We start from the raw sequence: 18,600 nt of genomic DNA, 5'->3' as shown, positions 1-18,600 counted from the left end.
CGTACCCTGGATGTCATGGCCAGATCCCATCTCACTCTAGCCGCGTTGGCCACCTCGGCCGTCGCCGACCTCCAGGTCCGCGGGTCCGGCGCGCACACCGCCGGCGGCGAGGGGAACTACGACGCGGCCCGTCTCGTGACGGCCGACGGACGCGAGCTCATCGTGCGCATCCCGACCTCACAGCAGGCCGAGACGGAGCAGTCCGCGGACCTCATCGCCCTTCGCGCACTCACGCCCGGTATCCGCAGCAGGTTGCCCTTCGACGCCCCGACCGTCGTGGGCCAACTGCCCGTCGACGGCACTCGCGCCGTGGTGCTCGACTTCGTGGCCGGCAGTCACCTCGACCCGACCGCGCTCGGCCGCGACGAGGTCCTCTCCGACTCGCTCGGTGCCGCGGTCGCCGCGATCCACTCCCTCCCGACGGCCTTCATCGCGGAAGCGGGCCTCCCGCTGCTGTCCACCGAGCTCATCCGGGCGGACGCGCACCGCATCGTGTCCCGCGCCGCCGAGACGAGGCTCCTCCCGACCGCCGTCCGCGAGCGCTGGCAGGCGGCCGTCGAGGACCACTCGCTCTGGCAGTTCCAGCCCACCGTCATCCACGGATCCCTCGCCGCCGACCGCGTGCTCGTCATCCGTCAGGACGGACATGGACTCGTCAACGGCGTCATCGAGTGGGGCTCGCTGCGCGTCGGCGACCCGGCCCTCGACCTCCACTGGATCGCGACGCTCGGCGCGACCGGCGAGCAGGCCTTGTCCGCCTACGCGGCCTCGTGCTCCCGCGGACCCGACCGCTTCGTCACGCTCCGCGCCCGCCTCTACGCGGAACTCGAGATCGCCCGCTGGCTCCTGCACGGTCGCGACAGCCACGACGAGACCATCGTCGAGGACGCCGTCGCAATGCTCGACGGACTCGTCGACCGCGTGCTCGGCGACGTGACGGATCCCCTCGGCACCTCGACCGGACCCGTCCTCGACGTCGACGAGGTCGAGGACATGCTCGACCGCACACCGATCGGCTCGTCCTCCCCCGGCATCGCCATGCAGACCGACACCTATGACCGGTCAGAGCTCGAGCGCGCCCTCGGCCGCGATACCGGCGGCTCGGACGACGACGACACCGACGACGGTGAGGCCGACGACGTTCGCGACCACGCCGGAACCGACGCGGACGCGAACGCCACGGATCAGATCGACACCTCGTCGTTCGAGCTCTGGGACTCGGCGGCCTCCCCGAAGGACCGCTCCCACTCCGACAGGAGTTCCTCCTCCGAGTAGAGGCGTTCCGGCCGGAGCTGCACGTCGTGGCTCACGTAGTAGAGCACGGCGTCGATGCGCTCGGGGTCGACCTCCCGGTGGTGCGCGTACGCCAGACGGTAGAGCGCGAGCTGGAACGAGGCGTTCCGCACGTCCTCCGGCGTCGTGGGTACCGCGCCGGTCTTCCAGTCGACGATCTCGAACCGGTCCCCGCGCTCGAACACCGCGTCGAGCTTGCAGACCACCACCCGTCCGGTGTCGCCGAGCGGCACGTGGATCTCGGTCTCGACCTCGATCGGTCGGACGTCCGCCCATTCCGAGGCGAGGAACCGCTCGGTGAGCTCGTCGAACCCGATCCCCTCCGACGCGTCCGGCCCCGGGCGTTCGACGTCGAGCTCCTCGGGGAGCGCGTCGACCAGCTCCTGCAATCCGAAGCGTCCGTAGTGCGCCTCGACCCACGAATGGAACCGGGTCCCGAGACGGGTCTGCCGGTAGGGCCGCTGCGGGACGGGGCGACGCAGACGTTCGAGTGCGGCCTCCGGTTCCGTGACGAACTCCTTGAACTTGGACGCGGGGATGCGCACGGGGAGTTCACCGCGCGCGGTCGTCGTCGCGGCACGGCGTCGTTCCTCGAGGAGCAGTGTGAGCTCGTTCTCGAGAGGGCCGAGGGTCGCCAGCAGCTCGGCCTCGGGCCGTCCGCGCCGCTGGTCGACCTCGGCCGCCGCCCGCTCGACGACGCTCCGACGCGCGCCGAGCGGATCGAGTGGCCAGTCGAGGACCGCAGCACCGGAGTCGACCGGGTTCTCCTCGAAGGCGGAGGCTGCGGGGAGCGGTGCGATGACGCCCGCCGCGGCCAGCTCCAGGAGGTAGGTGCTCGCAGCACGGGGCCGCTTGCGATCGCCCGACCAGAACGAGCCGGTGAGCAGGAGGTCGTGCTTGGCGCGGGTCACCGCCACATACGCGAGCCGGCGTTCCTCGTCGAGCGCGCGTTCGCCGAGCGCCTCCGAGAAGGCGAGCTGAGCGTCGACGACCTCCTTCCGCGTCTCGGCCGTCCGCCAGGCGAACTCCGGCAGCTCCGCCGCGTCGCCTCGGAAGTCGTACGGCAGTGTCCCGAGACGCACCCAGCCTTTGCCGTCCTTCGGTTTGGCTGGCAGTTCGTCGACCACGAGCCGCGGGATCGCGACATGGTCCCACTCGAGGCCCTTCGAACCGTGGATGGTGAGCAGTTGGACCGCACCCTGGTCGGGTGCGTCGCTCGCCGGTCCGAGGTCGTCTCGGGCGAGCGAGCGGTCGATCCACGCCAGCAGGCTGCCGAGCGTCACCTGCTCCTCCGCCTGGATGAACGAGATGACCTCGTCGTGGAAGGCCTGCAGTCTGGCCGGAGCGCGCGCCGCGGAGCCGGTCGACTCGTTCGCGACGACCTCGATGTCGAGCCGCAACTCGCGCTCGACCGCTCTGACGAGATCGGGGAGGCCGCTGCCCGCACGACGCCGCAGGGAGGCGAACACCAGTCCGGCCTCCCGGAGACGCGAACGCGCCTCGTCGGTGAACCCTGCGGCGAGGCCCGCCGGCACGCGGTCCGCGGCGATGAAGTCGAGCGCGTCGATGATCGACCGCCCGTCGTCGTCGGCGACCGACTCACGGAGCCGGGCGGCCAGTTCGGCGTCGTACCGCTTCGTCTTCCAGTCGATGGCCTGCAGGTACCGGGCCACCTCCACGAGGTGTCCGAGGTCGTGGACGCCGATCCGCCAGCGAGGCCCGCTCAAGAGTCTGATGAGCGAGGACCCGGCACCGGGATCGTGGATGACCCGCAGTGCCGCCGTCACGTCGACGATCTCCGGAGAGGAGAGCAGACCGCCGAGGCCGAGGATGTGGTGGGGGACGCCGAGCGCCGCGAGGCCGTCGGCGAACTCCTGCATCGGTCGACGCGCCCGGAACAGGATCGCGGCCGAACCGGCCGGATCTCCCCCGCGTTCGGCGAGCAAGCGGTCCGCGCACCACTCGGCGACCACCCGGATCTCCTCGGCACCGGTCTCGGGGAACTCGACGGCGAGGGAGCCGGCCCCGGCGCCGGGCTTCGGCTCGAGGTCGAGGACTCGCAGCTTCCCCGCCGTCTGCGCCTGCTGCTGCAACGGGCGGACGAGGACGTTCGCGGCTTCGAGGACCGTGCGGTCGTTCCGCCAACTCGTGGACAGGTTGAACTGGGTGGCGGCGACCTCCCGACCGAAGTCGCGTGAGAACCGTGCGAGGTTCGCCGCGCTCGCGCCGCGCCAGCCGTAGATGGACTGGTGCGGGTCGCCGACCGCCATGACGGGGTGGTCGGCGAACAGGGTCGACAGCAGTCTGGTCTGCACGACCGAGGTGTCCTGGTACTCGTCGAGCAGGACGACGCCCGCGCGATCGCGTGCGACGGCGGCGACCTTCGGCGAACGTTCGCAGGCGGCAAGCGCGAGGGCGACCTGGTCAGAGAACTCGACGAGTCCCTGCCGGCGCTTCTCGTCGGCGTACCGGTGCGCGAGGTCGAGCAGGACCGGCAGGGCACCCACGACCTCGACGGCCTGGTCGATCTGCGCGTACGCCCCGCGACCGCCGTCGGGGAGCTCGCCGATGCCGACGAACCGTTCCACGAAGCCGAGCAGCTCCTCGGTGGTGCCGTCGATCTCGGCGAGCTCGTGACTCAGCGAGAGGACGAGCTCGGCCACCTGGTCGACGGACTTGCCGAGGGTGGCGAGCCGTTCGTCTCCGTGTCGGACCACGACGCGCCTCGCGAGTCGCCAGGCGGACGCCTCGGACAGCAGGACCGACTCGGGCTCACGGCCCACCAGGAGGGCGTTGTCGCGGAACAGGGCGTTCGCATAGGCGTTGTAGGTGGACACCTCGGGACGGTCGAAGAGCGCGTCGGCCGCGGGATCCAGGATCCCGATGTCCTGCAGGGCGGCGATCCGCTTGCCGATCCGTGCCGCCAGCTCACCCGCGGCCTTCCTGGTGAAGGTGAGCCCCAGGATCCCGTCGACGTTCACGTGCCGGTTGGCGAGCAGCCACACGACGCGTGAAGCCATGGTCTCGGTCTTCCCGCTCCCGGCACCGGCGACGACGAGTACGGGCGCCATGGGGGCCTCGATGACCTCGACCTGCTGCGCCGTCGGTTGCGGGAGGCCGAGCAGGCCGGCGAGCATCTCGGCCGAGTAGGTCTCCTCCGTGCTCACGAGCTCACCGCCGGGACGACGTGGATGGCGCACTCGCCGAACGCGAACGGGTCGTGGCAGTGGGTCCCGACGCGGGCCTCGAACACCGCGCCGGCCATGCCGACCGCGTCCGCCAGAACACGCTCGCGGAAGCGCTCGAGGGCTTCGTCGTCGAAGGCGGGCTGGGCCGGGTCGTAGTACTCCTTGCGCTTCGTGCCGGCCGACACGACGATGAGCTTCGCGCCACCGCTCAGCAGCCCCTCCGTACCGGTGATCGCACCGGACGCCAGCGCGAGCTGGTAGGCGCCGAGCTGCGCCATGTCGGCGACCTCCCGGTCCTGTCTGGGCGCCGAGCCGCCGGTCTTGAGGTCGGCGATCACCACGCGCCGCGTGCCGTCGGCGTCGGGCACGAGTTCGACGCGGTCGATCGAGCCGCCGAGCACGGCCGCGCCGCCCAACTCTCCGATGGGGATGCGGAGGCTGAACCGGCTCTCGTTGCCGATCGAGGTCACTCCTGCGCGCTCCGCGTCGTGGAGGTACGCGGACAGCCGGTGGACGAGTTCCGCCGCACGCCGTTTCGTCGCCGCGCCCTCCCAGGCCGCTTCGAAGTGGAGTTCGTCCCAGCGGTCCTCCACCGCTGCCCAGAGCGCGGCCTCGTCGGAGGACTCCGCGTGTTCGAGCGCGGCGTGCACGATCGTGCCGAGACCGGAGGCGAACCCGGAGGCTCCGCCGCCCAGTCGGGCGATCGCCCAGTGCAGCGGGCACTCCTCGAAGGCCTCCATGCGGGACGGGGAGACCGGCAGCTCCTCGACGGCGGGGTCGTGGAGCGGTGCCGTCGAGCTCGGTGCGGCCACGCCGTACCACTCCTCGGTCGGAGCGCCGGGGACTCCCGCTGTCGCGAGGATGGCCAGGGCCGAGGCGGACGCGGCACGCTCGGCCGGGTCCGCGGGGCGGATCCGGCGGGTGAGCGAGCGACGCAGGGTGCCGACGAGCCCCCGGAGCGACAGGGGCGACAGGGATGCCCGGTGCGGATCGGGTTCGGGGAGCAGCGTGAGGAACGGGCTCGCCTGGTGGTCGTCGTCGACGACCGCGACCACCATGAGCGACCGGTGCGCACGGGAGGTCGCCTGGGCGAAGAGTCGGAGCTCGTCGTGGAGGACCGCGCGCCGTGCGTCCGCCGTCGCCGTGGCCGTGCCCTCCAGCAGTTCCACGAGCTCCGACGCGCCGAGCAGAGAGTCGCGGACCCGCAGGTTGGGCCACACGCCGTCCTGCATGCCGGCGACGACGACCGTGTCGAACGCGGTCCCGACCAGGGCGGCGGGCGTCGCGATCGTGACCGCCTCCCGGAGGCCCGTCGGCGCGAGGGAGTCGTCGCCGACCGTCTGTTCGAGCAGGCGGTCGAGGAAGACGGAGGCCGGGGTGTCGGGCTCCGCCTCGACGAAGGTACGTGCCGCATCGGCCAGCTGGGTGATCGCGTCGAGGTCGCGGTTCGCCTCCTCGGCGGCCTGACCGCTGCCCTTCGACAGCGAGACCCAGGAACGCTCGAGTCTGCTCCGCGACCAGAGGCCGTAGACGAGCTCCTCGGCCGAAGCGCCCGCCGCCGCCTGCGCGCTCGCCTCGGCGAGGCTGTCGGCAAGTGAGCGGGCGCGGGCGGCGGAGGGCGTCTCGAGTCCGATGAGTGCACCGGGGACGGCGAACGCCTCCTCCAGCAGGCGGTCCGCGCTGCGGTCGAGGCCCTCAGCGAGATCGGCGTGCCGGAGCGCGGCCCGCAGTCGCCTGACCCCGATCGAGTCCAGTCCACCGAGCGCGCTGTGGAGGAGTTCGGTCACGACCTCGGCGTCGAGCGGCGTCCGCCCGAGTGCCACCGACATGGCGAGGAGGACCGACCTGACGAACGGGTGGTCGCGCAGCGGTGCTCCGCCGGTGCTCGCCCGGGTGGGCACCTCGAGGGAGGACAAGCCCCGTTCGATCGCCGGGATCAGCCCGCCGCTGCGGACGACCACCGCCATGTCGGCCCACGCGACGCCGTCGAGGACGTGGCGCTCGCGGAGGAAGCGTGCGACGACCGCGATCTGCTCGGCCGGGGAACCGGCCGCCACGGTGACGACGGAGTGCTCGGGGGCCTCCGCGTCGTCGACCGGTGGCGCGGCCGTGCGATGGAGGCCGGCGCCGGCCGTGCCGATGCGCTCGGCGACACCGCGGACGGTCGCCCGGATGTCCGGTGTCCCGCGGTGGACCTGCCCGAGGACGAGCGTGTCCACCGGCCGACCGAGCACCTCGGCGAACCGCCCGAGGGCGTCGGCTCGGGCACCGTGGAAGGCACCCGTCGTGAGGTCGGGGTCGCCGAACGCGACGATCGTGACCCCGTGTCGGGCGAGCGCGGCGAACAGCTGCAGGACGCCGTGGGTCGCCTCCTGGGCGTCGTCCACGAAGACCACCCGCAGGCTGCCGAGCACGCCCGTTCCCGGTTCCTGGTCGTCGAGGAGCCGGACGGCGCGGGCGAGGGCCGCCGCGGGCGTGAGATGTCCGCGCCAGTCGTCGGCGAGGAACCCCTCGATGAAGCCCGCGGACGCGACCCACTCGGGACGCCCGTGCTCCGTACCGAGCCGACGCAGCTCGGCAGGCGCGACGTCGTGTTCGACGCTGCGTTCCATGAGGTTCCGGAGCTCGGTGCGGAACCCCTGCAGGCGCCTGACCTCGGGGCCGAGCTCGGCGGGCCACAGCGGACCGGTCGCGTCCTGTTCGTCGCCGAGGAGTCGCTCTGCGATGGTCTGGTCCTGCTCGCCGCCCGTCAGCAACCGCGGTCGTCCTGAACCGGCGAACGCCCCGGAGCCCGCGATGACCTCGAGCGCGAGGGAGATGGCGGTGCGCGCCAGGGATCCGGGTGTGGCGCGCGCGACCCGTGCCTCGAGGCGGTCGCGGAGGACCTGCGCCGACGACCGGGAGGAGGCGATGACGAGCACCTCGTCGGTACGCAGACCGCGCGAGTGCACGCGTTCCGCGACCGCTTCGATGAGCGTCGTGGTCTTGCCCGTGCCGGGAGCCCCGAGCACGACGGCGGACCGGTCGTCCGCGAGCCGCAGCACGGCCTCCTGCGAGTCGTCGACCCGGACGCACGTGCCGACAGCCGGGCCGCCGACGGGCGCGCGGTCCGCGTCACGGACCGCACCCGTCGGATCGTCGGAGGCGTCGGGAACCGTCATGGTCCGCACGTTACCGGAGCCTCCCGACATCGCCGCGACGGCCGACCGGCGTTCCGCTGTTCGCTGACAGCAGCCGACCCGCGCCGGTCGGAGGACCACGACTCCCGTAGTCTTGCCCTACGCAACCGAAAGGCACTCAAGGTGGAAATTCGCATCGGAATCCTCAACAGCCCTCGCGAGATCGGCTTCGAGACCTCGCAGCCGGCGTCGGAGATCGAGCAGGCGGTCAAGACCGCGCTCGAGACGGACGCCAAGCTGCTCGCGCTCAAGGACGACAAGGGCACCAGCTACCTCATCCCGACCGCGGGCATCGGCTACGTCGAGCTCGGAACCGAGGAGTCCCGCCGCATCGGATTCGTCGGCTGACCATGGAACTCCTCTTCGTCGTGCTCGGCGGTGCCATCCTCGGTCTCGCCGTCCGATACCTCCTGCCCGGCCGCGACCAGCACGGGGCCGCGCTCATCCCGGCGGTCGCGACGCTCGTCGCCGCCGTCGTCTGGGTCGCGGCGACGTGGGCCGGCATGGCGTGGGACGGCGGCTGGATCTGGGTGCTCGCCTTCGGCGCGTCCGTCGTCGTGAGTGTGGTGGTCGACCTCGTACTCGTCCGCGTCCGCACCTCGTCGGACGAGGCGATGCTGACCCGCTTGCAGCAGGGCGTCGCCGCCTGACCCGAGGCGCTCGATCGATCGACGCCGTCGCTCCACCCGGAGCGGCGGCGTCGTCGTGTCGGAGGAGACGACCGGTCAGGCCGTGAGCCCGAGCGCGTCCATCCGTCTGGTGTGGTTCGCGATGAGCTCCGTGTAGACCGGTTCGACCCGGGCGTCGTCCGGCAGCGCCTTGCTCTCGGTCACGAGGGCGGACCTGGCGACGAGCATGGTGTCGCCGAGCAGCCGACGGCCCCACATCGCGAGCGTCGAAGCGCGCTCGGGATGCGTTGCGATCACCCGGTGCAGGATCCCGACGAGCGGGTCCTCCTCCGGACCGGGGGCGACGATCGCAGCCAGGTCACGGGCGTCCGCCCCGTCCAGGCCGCGCGCGAGCTGCGCGAAGAACTCGTCGAGGAAGCCCCGCGCCACGAGGACGCCCAGCAGGAGTTCGTCCCAGGTGCCGGTGCGCAGGATCGCCTGGAACTCGTCCCGCGTGCGTGCGTAGGGTTCGAGCACGGCGCCCGGGTCGTCGCTCGTCCGGCGGAGCCAGGCGAGTAGCGCCTGGTGTTTGCGCAGCGCCGTGGCGGCGGCCTCGGCGACCGTCTCCCGATCGGCGTCGTTCGGAGCGTGCTCGACCGCGAACGACAGCGTCATGAAGAAACCGAGCTGCAGCTGCGCCACCTGACCGAGGTAGTCGGCGGTGCTGGGCGCGAGCTCGTGGAGGTCGACGCGGGTCGCCTGGACGGCGTCCTCCCGCGAGCGCAGACGAGGCGTCTGGGTGCCGGGACGCCGACGTCGTGCAAACCAACGAGCCATGCGACCACCCTATCCGCAGCGCGCCGATCGCCGTGTTCCGCGCGCCCAGCGGCCTCTCGGGACGTCCCGGGTAGAATAGCGGTGCCCCGGCGTCGGATCGGGGCCCTACACCTGTGTGCAATCGAAGGTGTAGACCATGACTGCACTGACAGGTATCTCCGTGACTTTCTCTGATCTCGGTGTCGACCAGGACATCGTCGACGCCCTCACGACCAAGGGCATCATCGAACCATTCCCCATCCAGGAGCAGACGATCCCCCTCGGGCTCGCCGGCCAGGACATCATCGGCCAGGCCAAGACGGGCACGGGCAAGACCTTCGGGTTCGGCATCCCGATCGTCCAGCGCCTCGGCCTCAACCCGGCTCCCGGCGTCAAGACCCTCGTGGTCGTCCCGACCCGTGAGCTCGCCGTCCAGGTGTCCGAGGACATCGAGATCCTCATCTCGAACCGGTCGACGACGCTCGTCTCCATCTACGGCGGCAAGGCCTACGAGGGGCAGATCGAGCAGCTGAAGGCCGGCGCCCAGATCGTCGTCGGCACGCCCGGCCGTCTCATCGACCTCAACAACCAGCGCCTCCTCGACCTCTCTGGCATCACCGAGATGGTGCTCGACGAGGCCGACAAGATGCTCGACCTCGGCTTCCTCGCCGACATCGAGAAACTCTTCTCCAAGACTCCCGCCGCGCGTCACACGATGCTGTTCTCGGCGACCATGCCCGGTCCGATCGTGGCCCTGGCCCGCCGCTTCATGAGCAAGCCGATCCACATCCGGGCGAGCGACCCCGACGAGGGGCTCACGCAGGCCAACATCAAGCACCTCATCTACCGCGCACACTCGCTCGACAAGGACGAGGTGATCTCGCGCATCCTGCAGGCCGAGGGTCGCGGCAAGACCGTGATCTTCACGCGGACCAAGCGTGCCGCCGCGAAGCTCGTCGAGGAGCTCACCGACCGCGGGTTCAACGCCGCGGCGGTGCACGGCGACCTGAACCAGGAGCAGCGCGAGCGGGCGATGGCGTCGTTCAAGGCCGGCAAGCGCGACGTCCTGATCGCCACCGATGTCGCCGCTCGTGGCATCGACGTCGACGACGTCACCCACGTCATCAACCACACGATCCCCGAGGACGAGAAGACGTACCTCCACCGCGTCGGCCGTACCGGTCGCGCCGGGAAGACGGGTATCGCCGTCACGTTCGTCGACTGGGACGACCTCCACAAGTGGGCGCTCATCAACCGCGCCCTCGAGTTCGGTCAGCCGGAACCGACGGAGACCTACTCCTCGAGCCCGCACCTGTTCACCGACCTCGGGATCGCGGAGGGCACGAAGGGCCGGCTGAAGCCCGCCAAGGCCGTCGAGCCCGCCCCGCGGCGCGAGGGTTCGCGGAGCGCAGGCGGACGCGACGGTTCGCGGACCGGCGGCGGACGCGACGGTTCACGGACCAGCGGCGGTCGCGGTGGTGAGCGCGGCGGACGCGGAGGCGACCGCACGCAGCCGACCAGCACCCGGCTCGAGTCCCAGCCGAGCACCCGCGCCCACTCGCGGACGCACGACGCCGCCTCGACCGACACCGTCGACCGCAGCGCGCCCGCAGCAGGCACCCACGACGGCCACGGTCCGGAGCACCGCGACGGCAACAGCGCTCCCCGCCGCCGGAGCCGGACGCGCCGCACCGCTCCCCCGGCTCCCACGGCGTAGGTCCGCCACGCAGAACGCCCGCACCCTTCCGGATGCGGGCGTTCTGCATGTCGCGAGCGCTGCGCTCGACACGGTTGGTGACCGAAGGATACCGGTCCCTGAGCCTGTCGAAGGGTGCTCCGACCGGCGTCCCATCACATCCGCTGCGCCCCCGTGGGCACTTCGACAAGCTCAGTGACCGGGAGAAGTACACCCGGTCCCTGAGCGCGTCGAAGGGCACTCCGGACGCGCCGCAGATCAGTCAGGCAGGACGGGTGCCGAGCCGGTGGCCTCGGCCACGATGCGCCGGACCACGTCGATGTCCGTGGTGTTCTCGCCGAGGCGGTTCGGCTTACCGGTCCCGTGATAGTCGCTCGAACCGGTCGCGACGAGGCCCAGCTCGGAGGCGATACGCCGCACGACGACCTTCCCCTCCTCGGTGTTCTCGCGGTGCTCGATCTCGAGCCCGAACAGGCCCGCGTCAGCGAGTTCGCGGAAGTACGGCTCGGGCAGCATCCGGTCGCGGCCGGCCGGGACCGGGTGGGCGATCACGGGGACGCCACCGGCGGCGCGGACGAGCTTGACCGCGGTGAGCGGGTCGGGCGCGTAGTGCGGCGCGTAATACCCGGTGCGCGGATGCAGGATGCCGTCGAAGGCTTCGCCACGGTCGGCCACGATCCCGAGGGCGATGAGGGCGTCGGCGATGTGAGGCCGTCCGACGGTCGCACCTTCGCGGGTCTGCGCGAGGACGTCCGCCCAGGACAGCGGGTAGTCGCCACCGATGCGTGCCACGATACCTTCGGCCCGCCGGAGCCGGGACTCCCGGATCTTCGCGGTCTCCTGGAGCAGGTCGCCGTTCAACGGATCGATGAGGTACGCGAGCAGGTGCACGCTCCGCCATTCGTAGCGGGTGCTCAGTTCCATTCCGGGGAGCAGGGTGATGCCCTGGCGGCGCGACTCGACGGCCGCCTCGGCCCAACCGGCGGTGGAGTCGTGGTCGGTGAGGGCGATCGTGCCGAGCCCCGCGGCACCGGCAGCGCGCATCAGCTGCGTCGGCGTCTCCGTGCCGTCCGAGACGCTCGAGTGCGTGTGCAGATCGGCGGGGCCGTGCATGTCTCGAGCGCTCACCACGCTTCCACCCTAGTCGCAGGTCCTGCCCCGAGGACTCCCAGACCGCTCGCCTACGCTGACGCGGGTGCTGAAGACCGTCGGTGGCGTCATCGCGGCCGTGCTCGCGATCGCGACCACGGCCCTGCTCGTCGTCGCCGTCCTCCCCGGGCTGTTCGGTCTCGAGCAGGCCCAGGTCGTCGTCCAACTGAGCGCGTTCCGCCTCCTCGTGGCGATCGCCGCCGCGGGCGGCGCACTGCTCTGCCTCGTGACGGCGATCCTCGTCCGGGGGTCCCACCGCGTGCTCCCCGCCATCCTGGCGGTCGTCCTCGCCGCGGTCTCGGTCACCGGCGCCGTCGTCACGGCCAACCGCGGAATCGACGATCAGATGGTCGCCGGAGAGGCGACCGACCTCGCGGATCAGGTCACGGTCCTCGCCTGGAACACCCTCGGCGATGCCGTCGACCCCGGAACGATCGCGGCGATCGCGGTGCGTGAGGGCGCCGACGTCGTCTCCCTGCCGGAGACCTCGTCCGACACCGCGGCGGTCGTCGCCGCCGCGATGACCGCCGCCGGACGGCCGATGGTTGCGCATTCGACCGACGCCGACGCAGGAGGGACGAGCCTCCTCATCAGCACCGGACTCGGCGAGTACGCGGTCCGTGCACCGACGGTGACCGGCCCGACCGCCATCGAGCGCTCGGAGACCCTCATCGCCGATCCGGTCCTCGGCCGCGGACCGACCCTCGTCGCGGTCCACACCACGGCCCCACTGCCGAGTCGGCTCGACGACTGGCGTGCGGAGCTCGCCGATCTCGCCGGCCGCTGCACCGACGACGCGGACGTGATCATGGCCGGTGACTTCAACGCGACGCTCGACCACCTCGCCGGGTTGCGCGGCGTCGGCGACCTCGGCGCGTGCCACGACGCCGCGGCGGCCGACGCGGCAGCCGGGCTCGGTACCTGGCCGACCGAGCTCCCGGCTGTCCTCGGCGCACCGATCGACCACGTCATGGCGACACCGGGATGGGTCACGGTGTCTGCTCACGTCCTGACCGACGTCGACGGCACGGGCAGTGATCACCGGCCCGTGGTCGCGACGCTGCTCCCCCGCACGGGGAGCTGAGGGTCGGGCGCCTGTCGCGACCGCAGTGCGACAATGGAGGTATGGCGACTTCCGCAGACACATCCAGTTCGAACACCGTCCAGACCGAGGCGACCTCCAACCGGGCGGCCGCCTGGTCCGAGGGCTTCCGCGCCTTCATCGGCACCGGGTGGGCAGACCGCCCCGAGGTCCTGCCGGAGCCGCGGGAGACCGCCGGCCTCGCAGCGGCTCGTCGTGAACGCCTGTCGGCACAGTTCCCCGGTCACCGTCTCGTCCTCCCCGCGGGCGGGATGAAGCAGCGGTCGAACGACACCGACTACCTGTACCGGGCGCACTCCGCCTTCTCCTACTACACCGGCTGGGCGGCCGACACCGAGCCCGACAGCGTCCTCGTGCTCGATCCCGAGGAGTCCGGCCACACCGCGACCCTGTACTTCCGCGAGCGAGCGGGCCGCGACACCGACGAGTTCTACACGAACGCCGCGATCGGCGAGTTCTGGATCGGTGCGCGTCCGTCGCTCGCCCAGGTGGCCGCCGACCTCGCGATCGCGACCGCCGACCTCTCGGCGTTCACCGCCGACGCCGCCGATCTCACGGTCGACGTCGACGACACCCTGACGCGCGCCGTGTCCGAGATGCGCCTCGTGAAGGACGCCTACGAGATCGCGCAGATGCGTCTCGCCGTCGACGCGACCGCGCGCGGCTTCGACGACGTCGTCGCCGAACTCCCGAAGGTCCTCGCGCACGAGCGCGGCGAGCGCATCGTCGAGGGCGTCTTCGCCGGGCGGGCTCGCGCCGACGGGAACGGCGTCGGGTACGAGACCATCGCCGCCGCTGGACCGCACGCCTGCATCCTCCACTGGACGCGCAACGACGGACGGGTCGTCCCGGGTGACCTCATCCTCATCGACGCCGGCGTCGAGCTCGACAGCTACTACACCGCCGACATCACCCGCACGATCCCGGTGTCCGGCACGTTCACCGAGGTCCAGCGACGGGTCTACGAGGCCGTCCGTGAGGCGGCCGACGAGGCCTTCGCCATCGTCCGCCCCGGTATCCGGTTCCGCGAGGTGCACGCGGCCGCGATGGCGGTCATCGCGCGCAAGACCGCCGAGTGGGGCCTGCTCCCCGTCACCGCCGAGGAAGCGCTCCTGAAGGAGAACGAGCAGCACCGGCGGTACATGGTGCACGGGACGAGCCACCACCTCGGCACCGACGTGCACGACTGCGCCCAGGCCCGCCGCGAGATGTACGCCGACGCCGAGATCGAGCCCGGCATGGTCTTCACCATCGAGCCCGGCCTCTACTTCCAGGTCGACGACCTCACGGTCCCCGAGGAGTACCGCGGCATCGGCGTCCGGATCGAGGACGACATCCTCGTCACCGAGGACGGCGCGGAGAACCTGTCGGCCGGCATCCCGCGCACCGCGGACGAGGTCGAGGCCTGGCTCGCGCGCTGAGCCCGTCCGCCGGGCGACGGCTCGGAGCCTGACGCGGCTGGATCAGCCCGCGTCGGTCTCCGGGCCGCGCTCCAGGAGGTTGCGTGCGCGGTTCGCGAGCTCGCCGCCGACGATGAGGTCGTAGCGCGTCGCCACGACGAGCGTGGCCGAGGTGTACTCCTGTCGCTTGCGGGTCACCGAGTACGACACGATGCCGAACAGCATGCCGAACGCGGCACCCATGAGCACCGCGGCACCCAGCAGCATGAGGTTCGTCTCGGGGTTGAAGATGACGAGGACGAGCCCGAGGAACAGTCCGAGCCAGGCACCGCTGACCGCACCGGCTCCCGCAGCACGGCCGTAGCTGAGGCGACCGGTGACGCGTTCGACGCTCTTGAGATCACTGCCGACGATCGAGATCTCCTTGACCGGGAAATCGGTGTGGGCGAGCGACGAGATCGCGGCCTGCGCGGACTCGTAACTCTCGTAGCTGGCCACCGTCTCGCCTCGCGGGATGACGCCGAGCGCCGGGGCGCCCTTCCGGCCGAACTGTCGCGGATCACTCATGCCTCCATCCTCTCACCCCGCCCCGAGCGGGCACTCCAGGCCGACCACCGGCGGGTAGGTTAGTAGTCGTGAGTGCCACCAGAGTGTTCGTCGCCAGGCTCGCCGGGTGCACCGTCTTCGACCCCGCGGGCGATCGTGTCGGCAAGGTCAGGGACGTGCTCGTCGTCTACCGCACCGGCAAACCCCCGCGGGTCGTCGGCCTCATCGTCGAGATCCCCGGGAAACGCCGTGTGTTCGTGTCGATCGGCCGCGTGACGAGCATCGGCGCCGGGCAGATCATCACCACGGGACTCATCAACGTCCGCCGGTTCGAGCAGCGCGGTGGCGAGGTGCGCGTGATCGCCGAACTCTTCGGCCGACGCGTCGTCTTCCGCGCCACCGGTGAGGAGGCGACAATCGAGGACGTCGCCATCGAGGAGCAGGGCCCCGGCGAGTGGCAGGTGTCGCAGCTGTTCGTCCGCCGCCCGAAGACCACCGCCTCCCCCTTCGTGAAGGGCCCGACCACCTTCGCCACCTGGAACGAGCTGCGCGAGGAGCAGGAGCTCGGCGAGGCCCAGTCCGCCGAGCAGCTCATCGCGACCTACGCCGACCTGAAACCGGCCGACCTCGCGAACACGCTCCTCGACCTCCCGCGCGACCGGATGATCGAGGTCGCGGAGGAGCTGTCTGACGACCGCCTCGCGGACGTGCTCGAGGAGATGCCCGAGACGGACCAGGTCCAGATCCTCGCCCAGCTCGACGACGACCGCGCAGCCGACGTCCTCGATCAGATGCAGCCGGACGACGCGGCCGACCTCATCGCCCAGCTCCCCGAGGACCGCGGTGAGCACCTCCTCGAGCTCATGGAGCCGGAGGAGGCGGAGGACGTCCGCATGCTCCTCCGGTTCGACCCGGAGACCGCGGGTGGCCTCATGACGACCGAGCCGATCATCCTCTCCGCCGACGCCACCGTCGCGGAGGCCCTCGCGTCGATCCGACGCTCCGAGCTGGCACCGGCGCTGGCGGCCGGCGTCTGCATCACCCTGCCGCCGTACGAGTCACCGACGGGACGCTTCCTCGGGATGGTGCACTTCCAGCGCATGCTCCGCTACCCGCCGCACGAGCGCCTCGGGACCCTGCTCGATCAGAGCCTCGATCCGGTGGGCGTGCGGACCTCCGCCGCCGAGGTCTCGCGGATCCTCGCGAGCTACAACCTCGTCCAGGTACCCGTCGTCGACGAACAGCACCGGCTCCTGGGGGTCGTGACGATCGACGACGTCCTCGACTACCTGCTCCCGGACGACTGGCGCAGCATCGACGAGAACGATGAACTCCCGGCGTCGGAACAGCGGCTCGGATCGAACGGAAGGAGGGCAGGTCGTGGCACGAGCTCCCCGCAATGAGGTCCGGCTCGACGCTCCGAAGGGGCTTCGGAGTTCCGTCCGTTCCATCCGCCGCGCCCCGGCCTCGCGCGACCGCTTCGGCCGGTTCACCGAGTGGATCGCCCGGGCGATGGGCACGCCGTGGTTCCTCCTCGGCCTCACCCTCTTCGTCATCCTGTGGATCGCCTGGAACACCTACGGTCCACTCGCCCTCCGGTTCGACTCCGTCGACATCGGCTTCGTGGCCCTGACCCTCGTGCTGTCGCTCCAGGCCTCGTACGCCGCTCCGCTCATCCTGCTCGCCCAGAACCGCCAGGACGACCGCGACCGCGTGCAGATCGAGCAGGACCGGCAGCGGTCCGAACGCAACCTCGCCGACACCGAGTACCTCGCCCGTGAGGTCGTCGCGCTGCGACTGGCCCTCAAGGACATGGCATCGAAGGACTTCATCCGCGCCGAACTGCGCTCCCTCCTCGAGGAACTCGATCGGGATCGCACGGACCAGCCCGAACACGACGGGCCCGAGCGCCGGCGTGGCTGACACCGGCGCGGCTGACACCGGCCTCGCCGAGCGGATCAGGACCGCGCTCGCCCGAGTCATCGACCCGGAGATCCGCAAACCGATCACCGAACTCGACATGGTCGGCCCGATCACGGTGGACGACACCGGTGCCGCCGACGTCACCATCAAGCTCACGATCGTCGGCTGCCCGGCAGCGACGAGCATCGAGCGCGACGTGCGTGAGGCCACCGCGGCGACCCCAGGGGTGACGAGCGTCGCGGTCGACGTCCAGGTGATGACGACGGCGGAGCGTCAGGCACTCACGGAGCGCCTGCGAGGCGGCCGCAGCGCCCGCGGCATCCCGTTCGGCCCGGACTCACTGACCCGCGTGTACGCCGTCACAAGCGGCAAGGGCGGTGTCGGGAAGTCGACGGTGACCGCGAACCTGGCCGTCGCACTCGCCGCCAGCGGCCTGCGGGTCGGCCTGGTCGACGCGGACGTCCACGGGTTCTCCATCCCGGGGCTCCTCGGACTGGTCGAGAACGGCTTGGCCGTCAAACCGACGCAGGTCGGCGACATGATCCTGCCGCCCGTCGCCCACGGTGTGAAGGTCGTCTCGATCGGCATGTTCATCGACGCACCGACGGACGGCACCACCGCCGTCGCCGTCGCCTGGCGCGGACCGATGCTCCACCGCACCATCCAGCAGTTCCTGACCGACGTGTTCTTCGGCGACCTCGACGTGCTGCTCCTCGACCTCCCGCCCGGCACCGGGGACGTCGCCATCTCCATCGGCCAGCTGCTCCCCCACGCCGAGGTGCTCGTCGTCACGACACCGCAGCCGGCCGCCGCCGAGGTGGCCGAGCGCAGCGGCGTGGTGGCGCGCCAGACCGGGCAGCGCGTCCACGGCGTCATCGAGAACATGGCGGGTCTCCCCCAGCCCGACGGCAGCGTCCTGCAGCTGTTCGGCTCAGGGGGTGGCGAGGCGCTCGCGGCGCGGCTGTCGATCGGCCAGGACGCCCCGGTACCGCTCCTCGCCTCGGTCCCGCTCAGCGTCCCGCTTCGGGAGGGCGGGGACGCCGGGCTGCCGATCGTCCTCTCGGATCCGACGGATCCCGCGGCTGCCGAGATCCTCCGGCTGGCCGGTCAGCTCGCTGCGAGACCTCGTGGCCTCGCCGGTCGTCGTCTCGGCGTCAGCACGAGCTGAGCCGTCCGGGTCGGACGTGTGCGACCGAAGCGGACTCAGGTGGCTTCGAGGTCGAACGGGGGCGCGGCGGTCTCTCCGGCGGCGAGTCGGCGCAGGCGCTCGTCGGTCGCCGCCTGGATCGACTTCGGCTTCTCGAGCGACGGAACGGCTGCAGCGGCGGCCGCGGCAGCGGGAGCCGCGTCGAGCGGAGCGGTCGTCGCGACCGTCGGCGTCACCGGAGGCTCGTCGTCGAGGAGCGCCTCGCGGATGATGCGTCTCGGATCGTACTGACGCGGGTCGAGCTTCTTCCAGTCGACCTCGTCGAACTCCGGTCCCATCTCCTCGCGCATCCGGTCCTTGGCGCCGGAGGCGAGGTCGCGGAGGGTGCGGACGAGTCGCGCCAGTTGCGAGGCGTAGTACGGCAGCCGTTCCGGACCCAGCAGGAACACGGCGATGACCCCGATGATGAGGAGTTTGTCGAAGGTCAGACCGAACACGACATCAGACTACCGCGCGAGCCTCAGCTGTCGGAGCAGTTGCAGGCCATACGCTG

At 71.3% G+C, this 18,600-nt stretch carries 15 protein-coding genes; 9 read left to right on the top strand and 6 right to left on the bottom strand.

Annotated features, from left to right (window positions below; translation table 11 throughout):
• Window positions 1-15: 15 nt before the first annotated feature.
• Window positions 16-1,275, top strand: coding sequence for a phosphotransferase (locus tag ACLIME_RS02735; RefSeq protein WP_411558143.1), 1,260 nt, complete (start codon window positions 16-18; stop codon window positions 1,273-1,275).
• Here the strand turns inward: ACLIME_RS02735 and ACLIME_RS02730 are convergent.
• Both ACLIME_RS02730 and ACLIME_RS02725 read right to left on the bottom strand, forming a co-directional pair.
• On the bottom strand, window positions 1,185-4,493 hold the full coding sequence (locus ACLIME_RS02730) for an ATP-dependent DNA helicase (protein WP_244175443.1): 3,309 nt from the start codon (window positions 4,491-4,493) through the stop codon (window positions 1,185-1,187). The two genes, ACLIME_RS02735 and ACLIME_RS02730, sit on opposite strands and share 91 nt — an antisense overlap.
• On the bottom strand, window positions 4,457-7,642 hold the full coding sequence (locus ACLIME_RS02725; RefSeq protein WP_411558142.1) for a PD-(D/E)XK nuclease family protein: 3,186 nt from the start codon (window positions 7,640-7,642) through the stop codon (window positions 4,457-4,459). Before ACLIME_RS02725 ends, ACLIME_RS02730 begins: the two co-directional genes overlap by 37 nt.
• 141 nt (window positions 7,643-7,783) lie before the next feature.
• Between ACLIME_RS02725 and ACLIME_RS02720 the strand changes: the two genes are divergently transcribed.
• Together ACLIME_RS02720 and ACLIME_RS02715 are read left to right on the top strand one after the other, a co-directional pair.
• The gene (locus ACLIME_RS02720) at window positions 7,784-8,008 is read left to right on the top strand and encodes a DUF3107 domain-containing protein (protein WP_064296179.1); all 225 of its coding nucleotides are present in this window, start codon (window positions 7,784-7,786) and stop codon (window positions 8,006-8,008) included.
• Between the two features lie 2 nt (window positions 8,009-8,010).
• Entirely contained in the window at window positions 8,011-8,310 is a 300-nt protein-coding gene (locus ACLIME_RS02715; protein WP_079705552.1) for a hypothetical protein, read from the top strand.
• Window positions 8,311-8,385: 75 nt separating this feature from the next.
• Here the strand turns inward: ACLIME_RS02715 and ACLIME_RS02710 are convergent, their stop codons facing one another.
• Window positions 8,386-9,105, bottom strand: coding sequence for a ferritin-like fold-containing protein (locus ACLIME_RS02710; RefSeq protein ID WP_079705551.1), 720 nt, complete (start codon window positions 9,103-9,105; stop codon window positions 8,386-8,388).
• 136 nt (window positions 9,106-9,241) lie between these two features.
• On the opposite strand from ACLIME_RS02710, the gene ACLIME_RS02705 reads away from it, so the two are divergent.
• Window positions 9,242-10,801 (top strand): DEAD/DEAH box helicase, encoded by a 1,560-nt coding sequence (locus ACLIME_RS02705; RefSeq protein WP_193555819.1) that lies wholly within the window; start codon window positions 9,242-9,244, stop codon window positions 10,799-10,801.
• A gap of 237 nt (window positions 10,802-11,038) precedes the next feature.
• Here the strand turns inward: ACLIME_RS02705 and ACLIME_RS02700 are convergent, their stop codons facing one another.
• A complete protein-coding gene (locus ACLIME_RS02700) occupies window positions 11,039-11,893 on the bottom strand; it encodes a PHP domain-containing protein (protein ID WP_079705549.1) in 855 nt (284 codons plus the stop codon).
• Between the two features lie 82 nt (window positions 11,894-11,975).
• Here ACLIME_RS02700 and ACLIME_RS02695 point away from each other — a divergent pair, with 82 nt between their 5' ends.
• On the top strand, window positions 11,976-13,013 hold the full coding sequence (locus tag ACLIME_RS02695) for an endonuclease/exonuclease/phosphatase family protein (protein WP_411558141.1): 1,038 nt from the start codon (window positions 11,976-11,978) through the stop codon (window positions 13,011-13,013).
• 41 nt (window positions 13,014-13,054) lie between these two features.
• Window positions 13,055-14,452, top strand: a complete 1,398-nt coding sequence (locus ACLIME_RS02690) for an aminopeptidase P family protein (RefSeq protein ID WP_137241952.1) — start codon at window positions 13,055-13,057, stop codon at window positions 14,450-14,452.
• A 42-nt stretch (window positions 14,453-14,494) separates the two neighbouring features.
• Here ACLIME_RS02690 and ACLIME_RS02685 read toward each other — a convergent pair whose 3' ends face one another.
• A complete protein-coding gene (locus ACLIME_RS02685) occupies window positions 14,495-14,998 on the bottom strand; it encodes a general stress protein (protein ID WP_079705546.1) in 504 nt (167 codons plus the stop codon).
• A gap of 68 nt (window positions 14,999-15,066) precedes the next feature.
• Between ACLIME_RS02685 and ACLIME_RS02680 the strand changes: the two genes are divergently transcribed.
• From ACLIME_RS02680 to ACLIME_RS02670, 3 genes are read left to right on the top strand one after another with little or no spacing between them, the layout of a single operon-like run.
• Window positions 15,067-16,380 carry a magnesium transporter MgtE N-terminal domain-containing protein gene (locus tag ACLIME_RS02680; RefSeq protein WP_079705545.1) on the top strand — a complete coding sequence of 438 codons (1,314 nt, stop codon included), beginning with the start codon at window positions 15,067-15,069 and terminating at the stop codon, window positions 16,378-16,380.
• A complete protein-coding gene (locus ACLIME_RS02675; RefSeq protein WP_071261025.1) occupies window positions 16,358-16,900 on the top strand; it encodes a DUF1003 domain-containing protein in 543 nt (180 codons plus the stop codon). Before ACLIME_RS02680 ends, ACLIME_RS02675 begins: the two co-directional genes overlap by 23 nt.
• The gene (locus ACLIME_RS02670) at window positions 16,893-18,068 is read left to right on the top strand and encodes an Mrp/NBP35 family ATP-binding protein (protein WP_411558140.1); all 1,176 of its coding nucleotides are present in this window, start codon (window positions 16,893-16,895) and stop codon (window positions 18,066-18,068) included. The genes ACLIME_RS02675 and ACLIME_RS02670 overlap by 8 nt, the downstream gene beginning before the upstream one ends.
• 35 nt (window positions 18,069-18,103) lie before the next feature.
• On the opposite strand, the gene ACLIME_RS02665 is transcribed toward ACLIME_RS02670, so the two are convergent.
• The gene (locus ACLIME_RS02665) at window positions 18,104-18,544 is read right to left on the bottom strand and encodes a Sec-independent protein translocase TatB (protein ID WP_079705542.1); all 441 of its coding nucleotides are present in this window, start codon (window positions 18,542-18,544) and stop codon (window positions 18,104-18,106) included.
• Window positions 18,545-18,600: the final 56 nt, after the last annotated feature.

This window comes from Plantibacter sp. MPB07, assembly GCF_046619465.1.
In the GTDB taxonomy this organism is placed as follows: Bacteria; Actinomycetota; Actinomycetes; order Actinomycetales; family Microbacteriaceae; genus Plantibacter; species Plantibacter auratus.
This window is presented reverse-complemented; position numbering and strand designations above follow the sequence as displayed.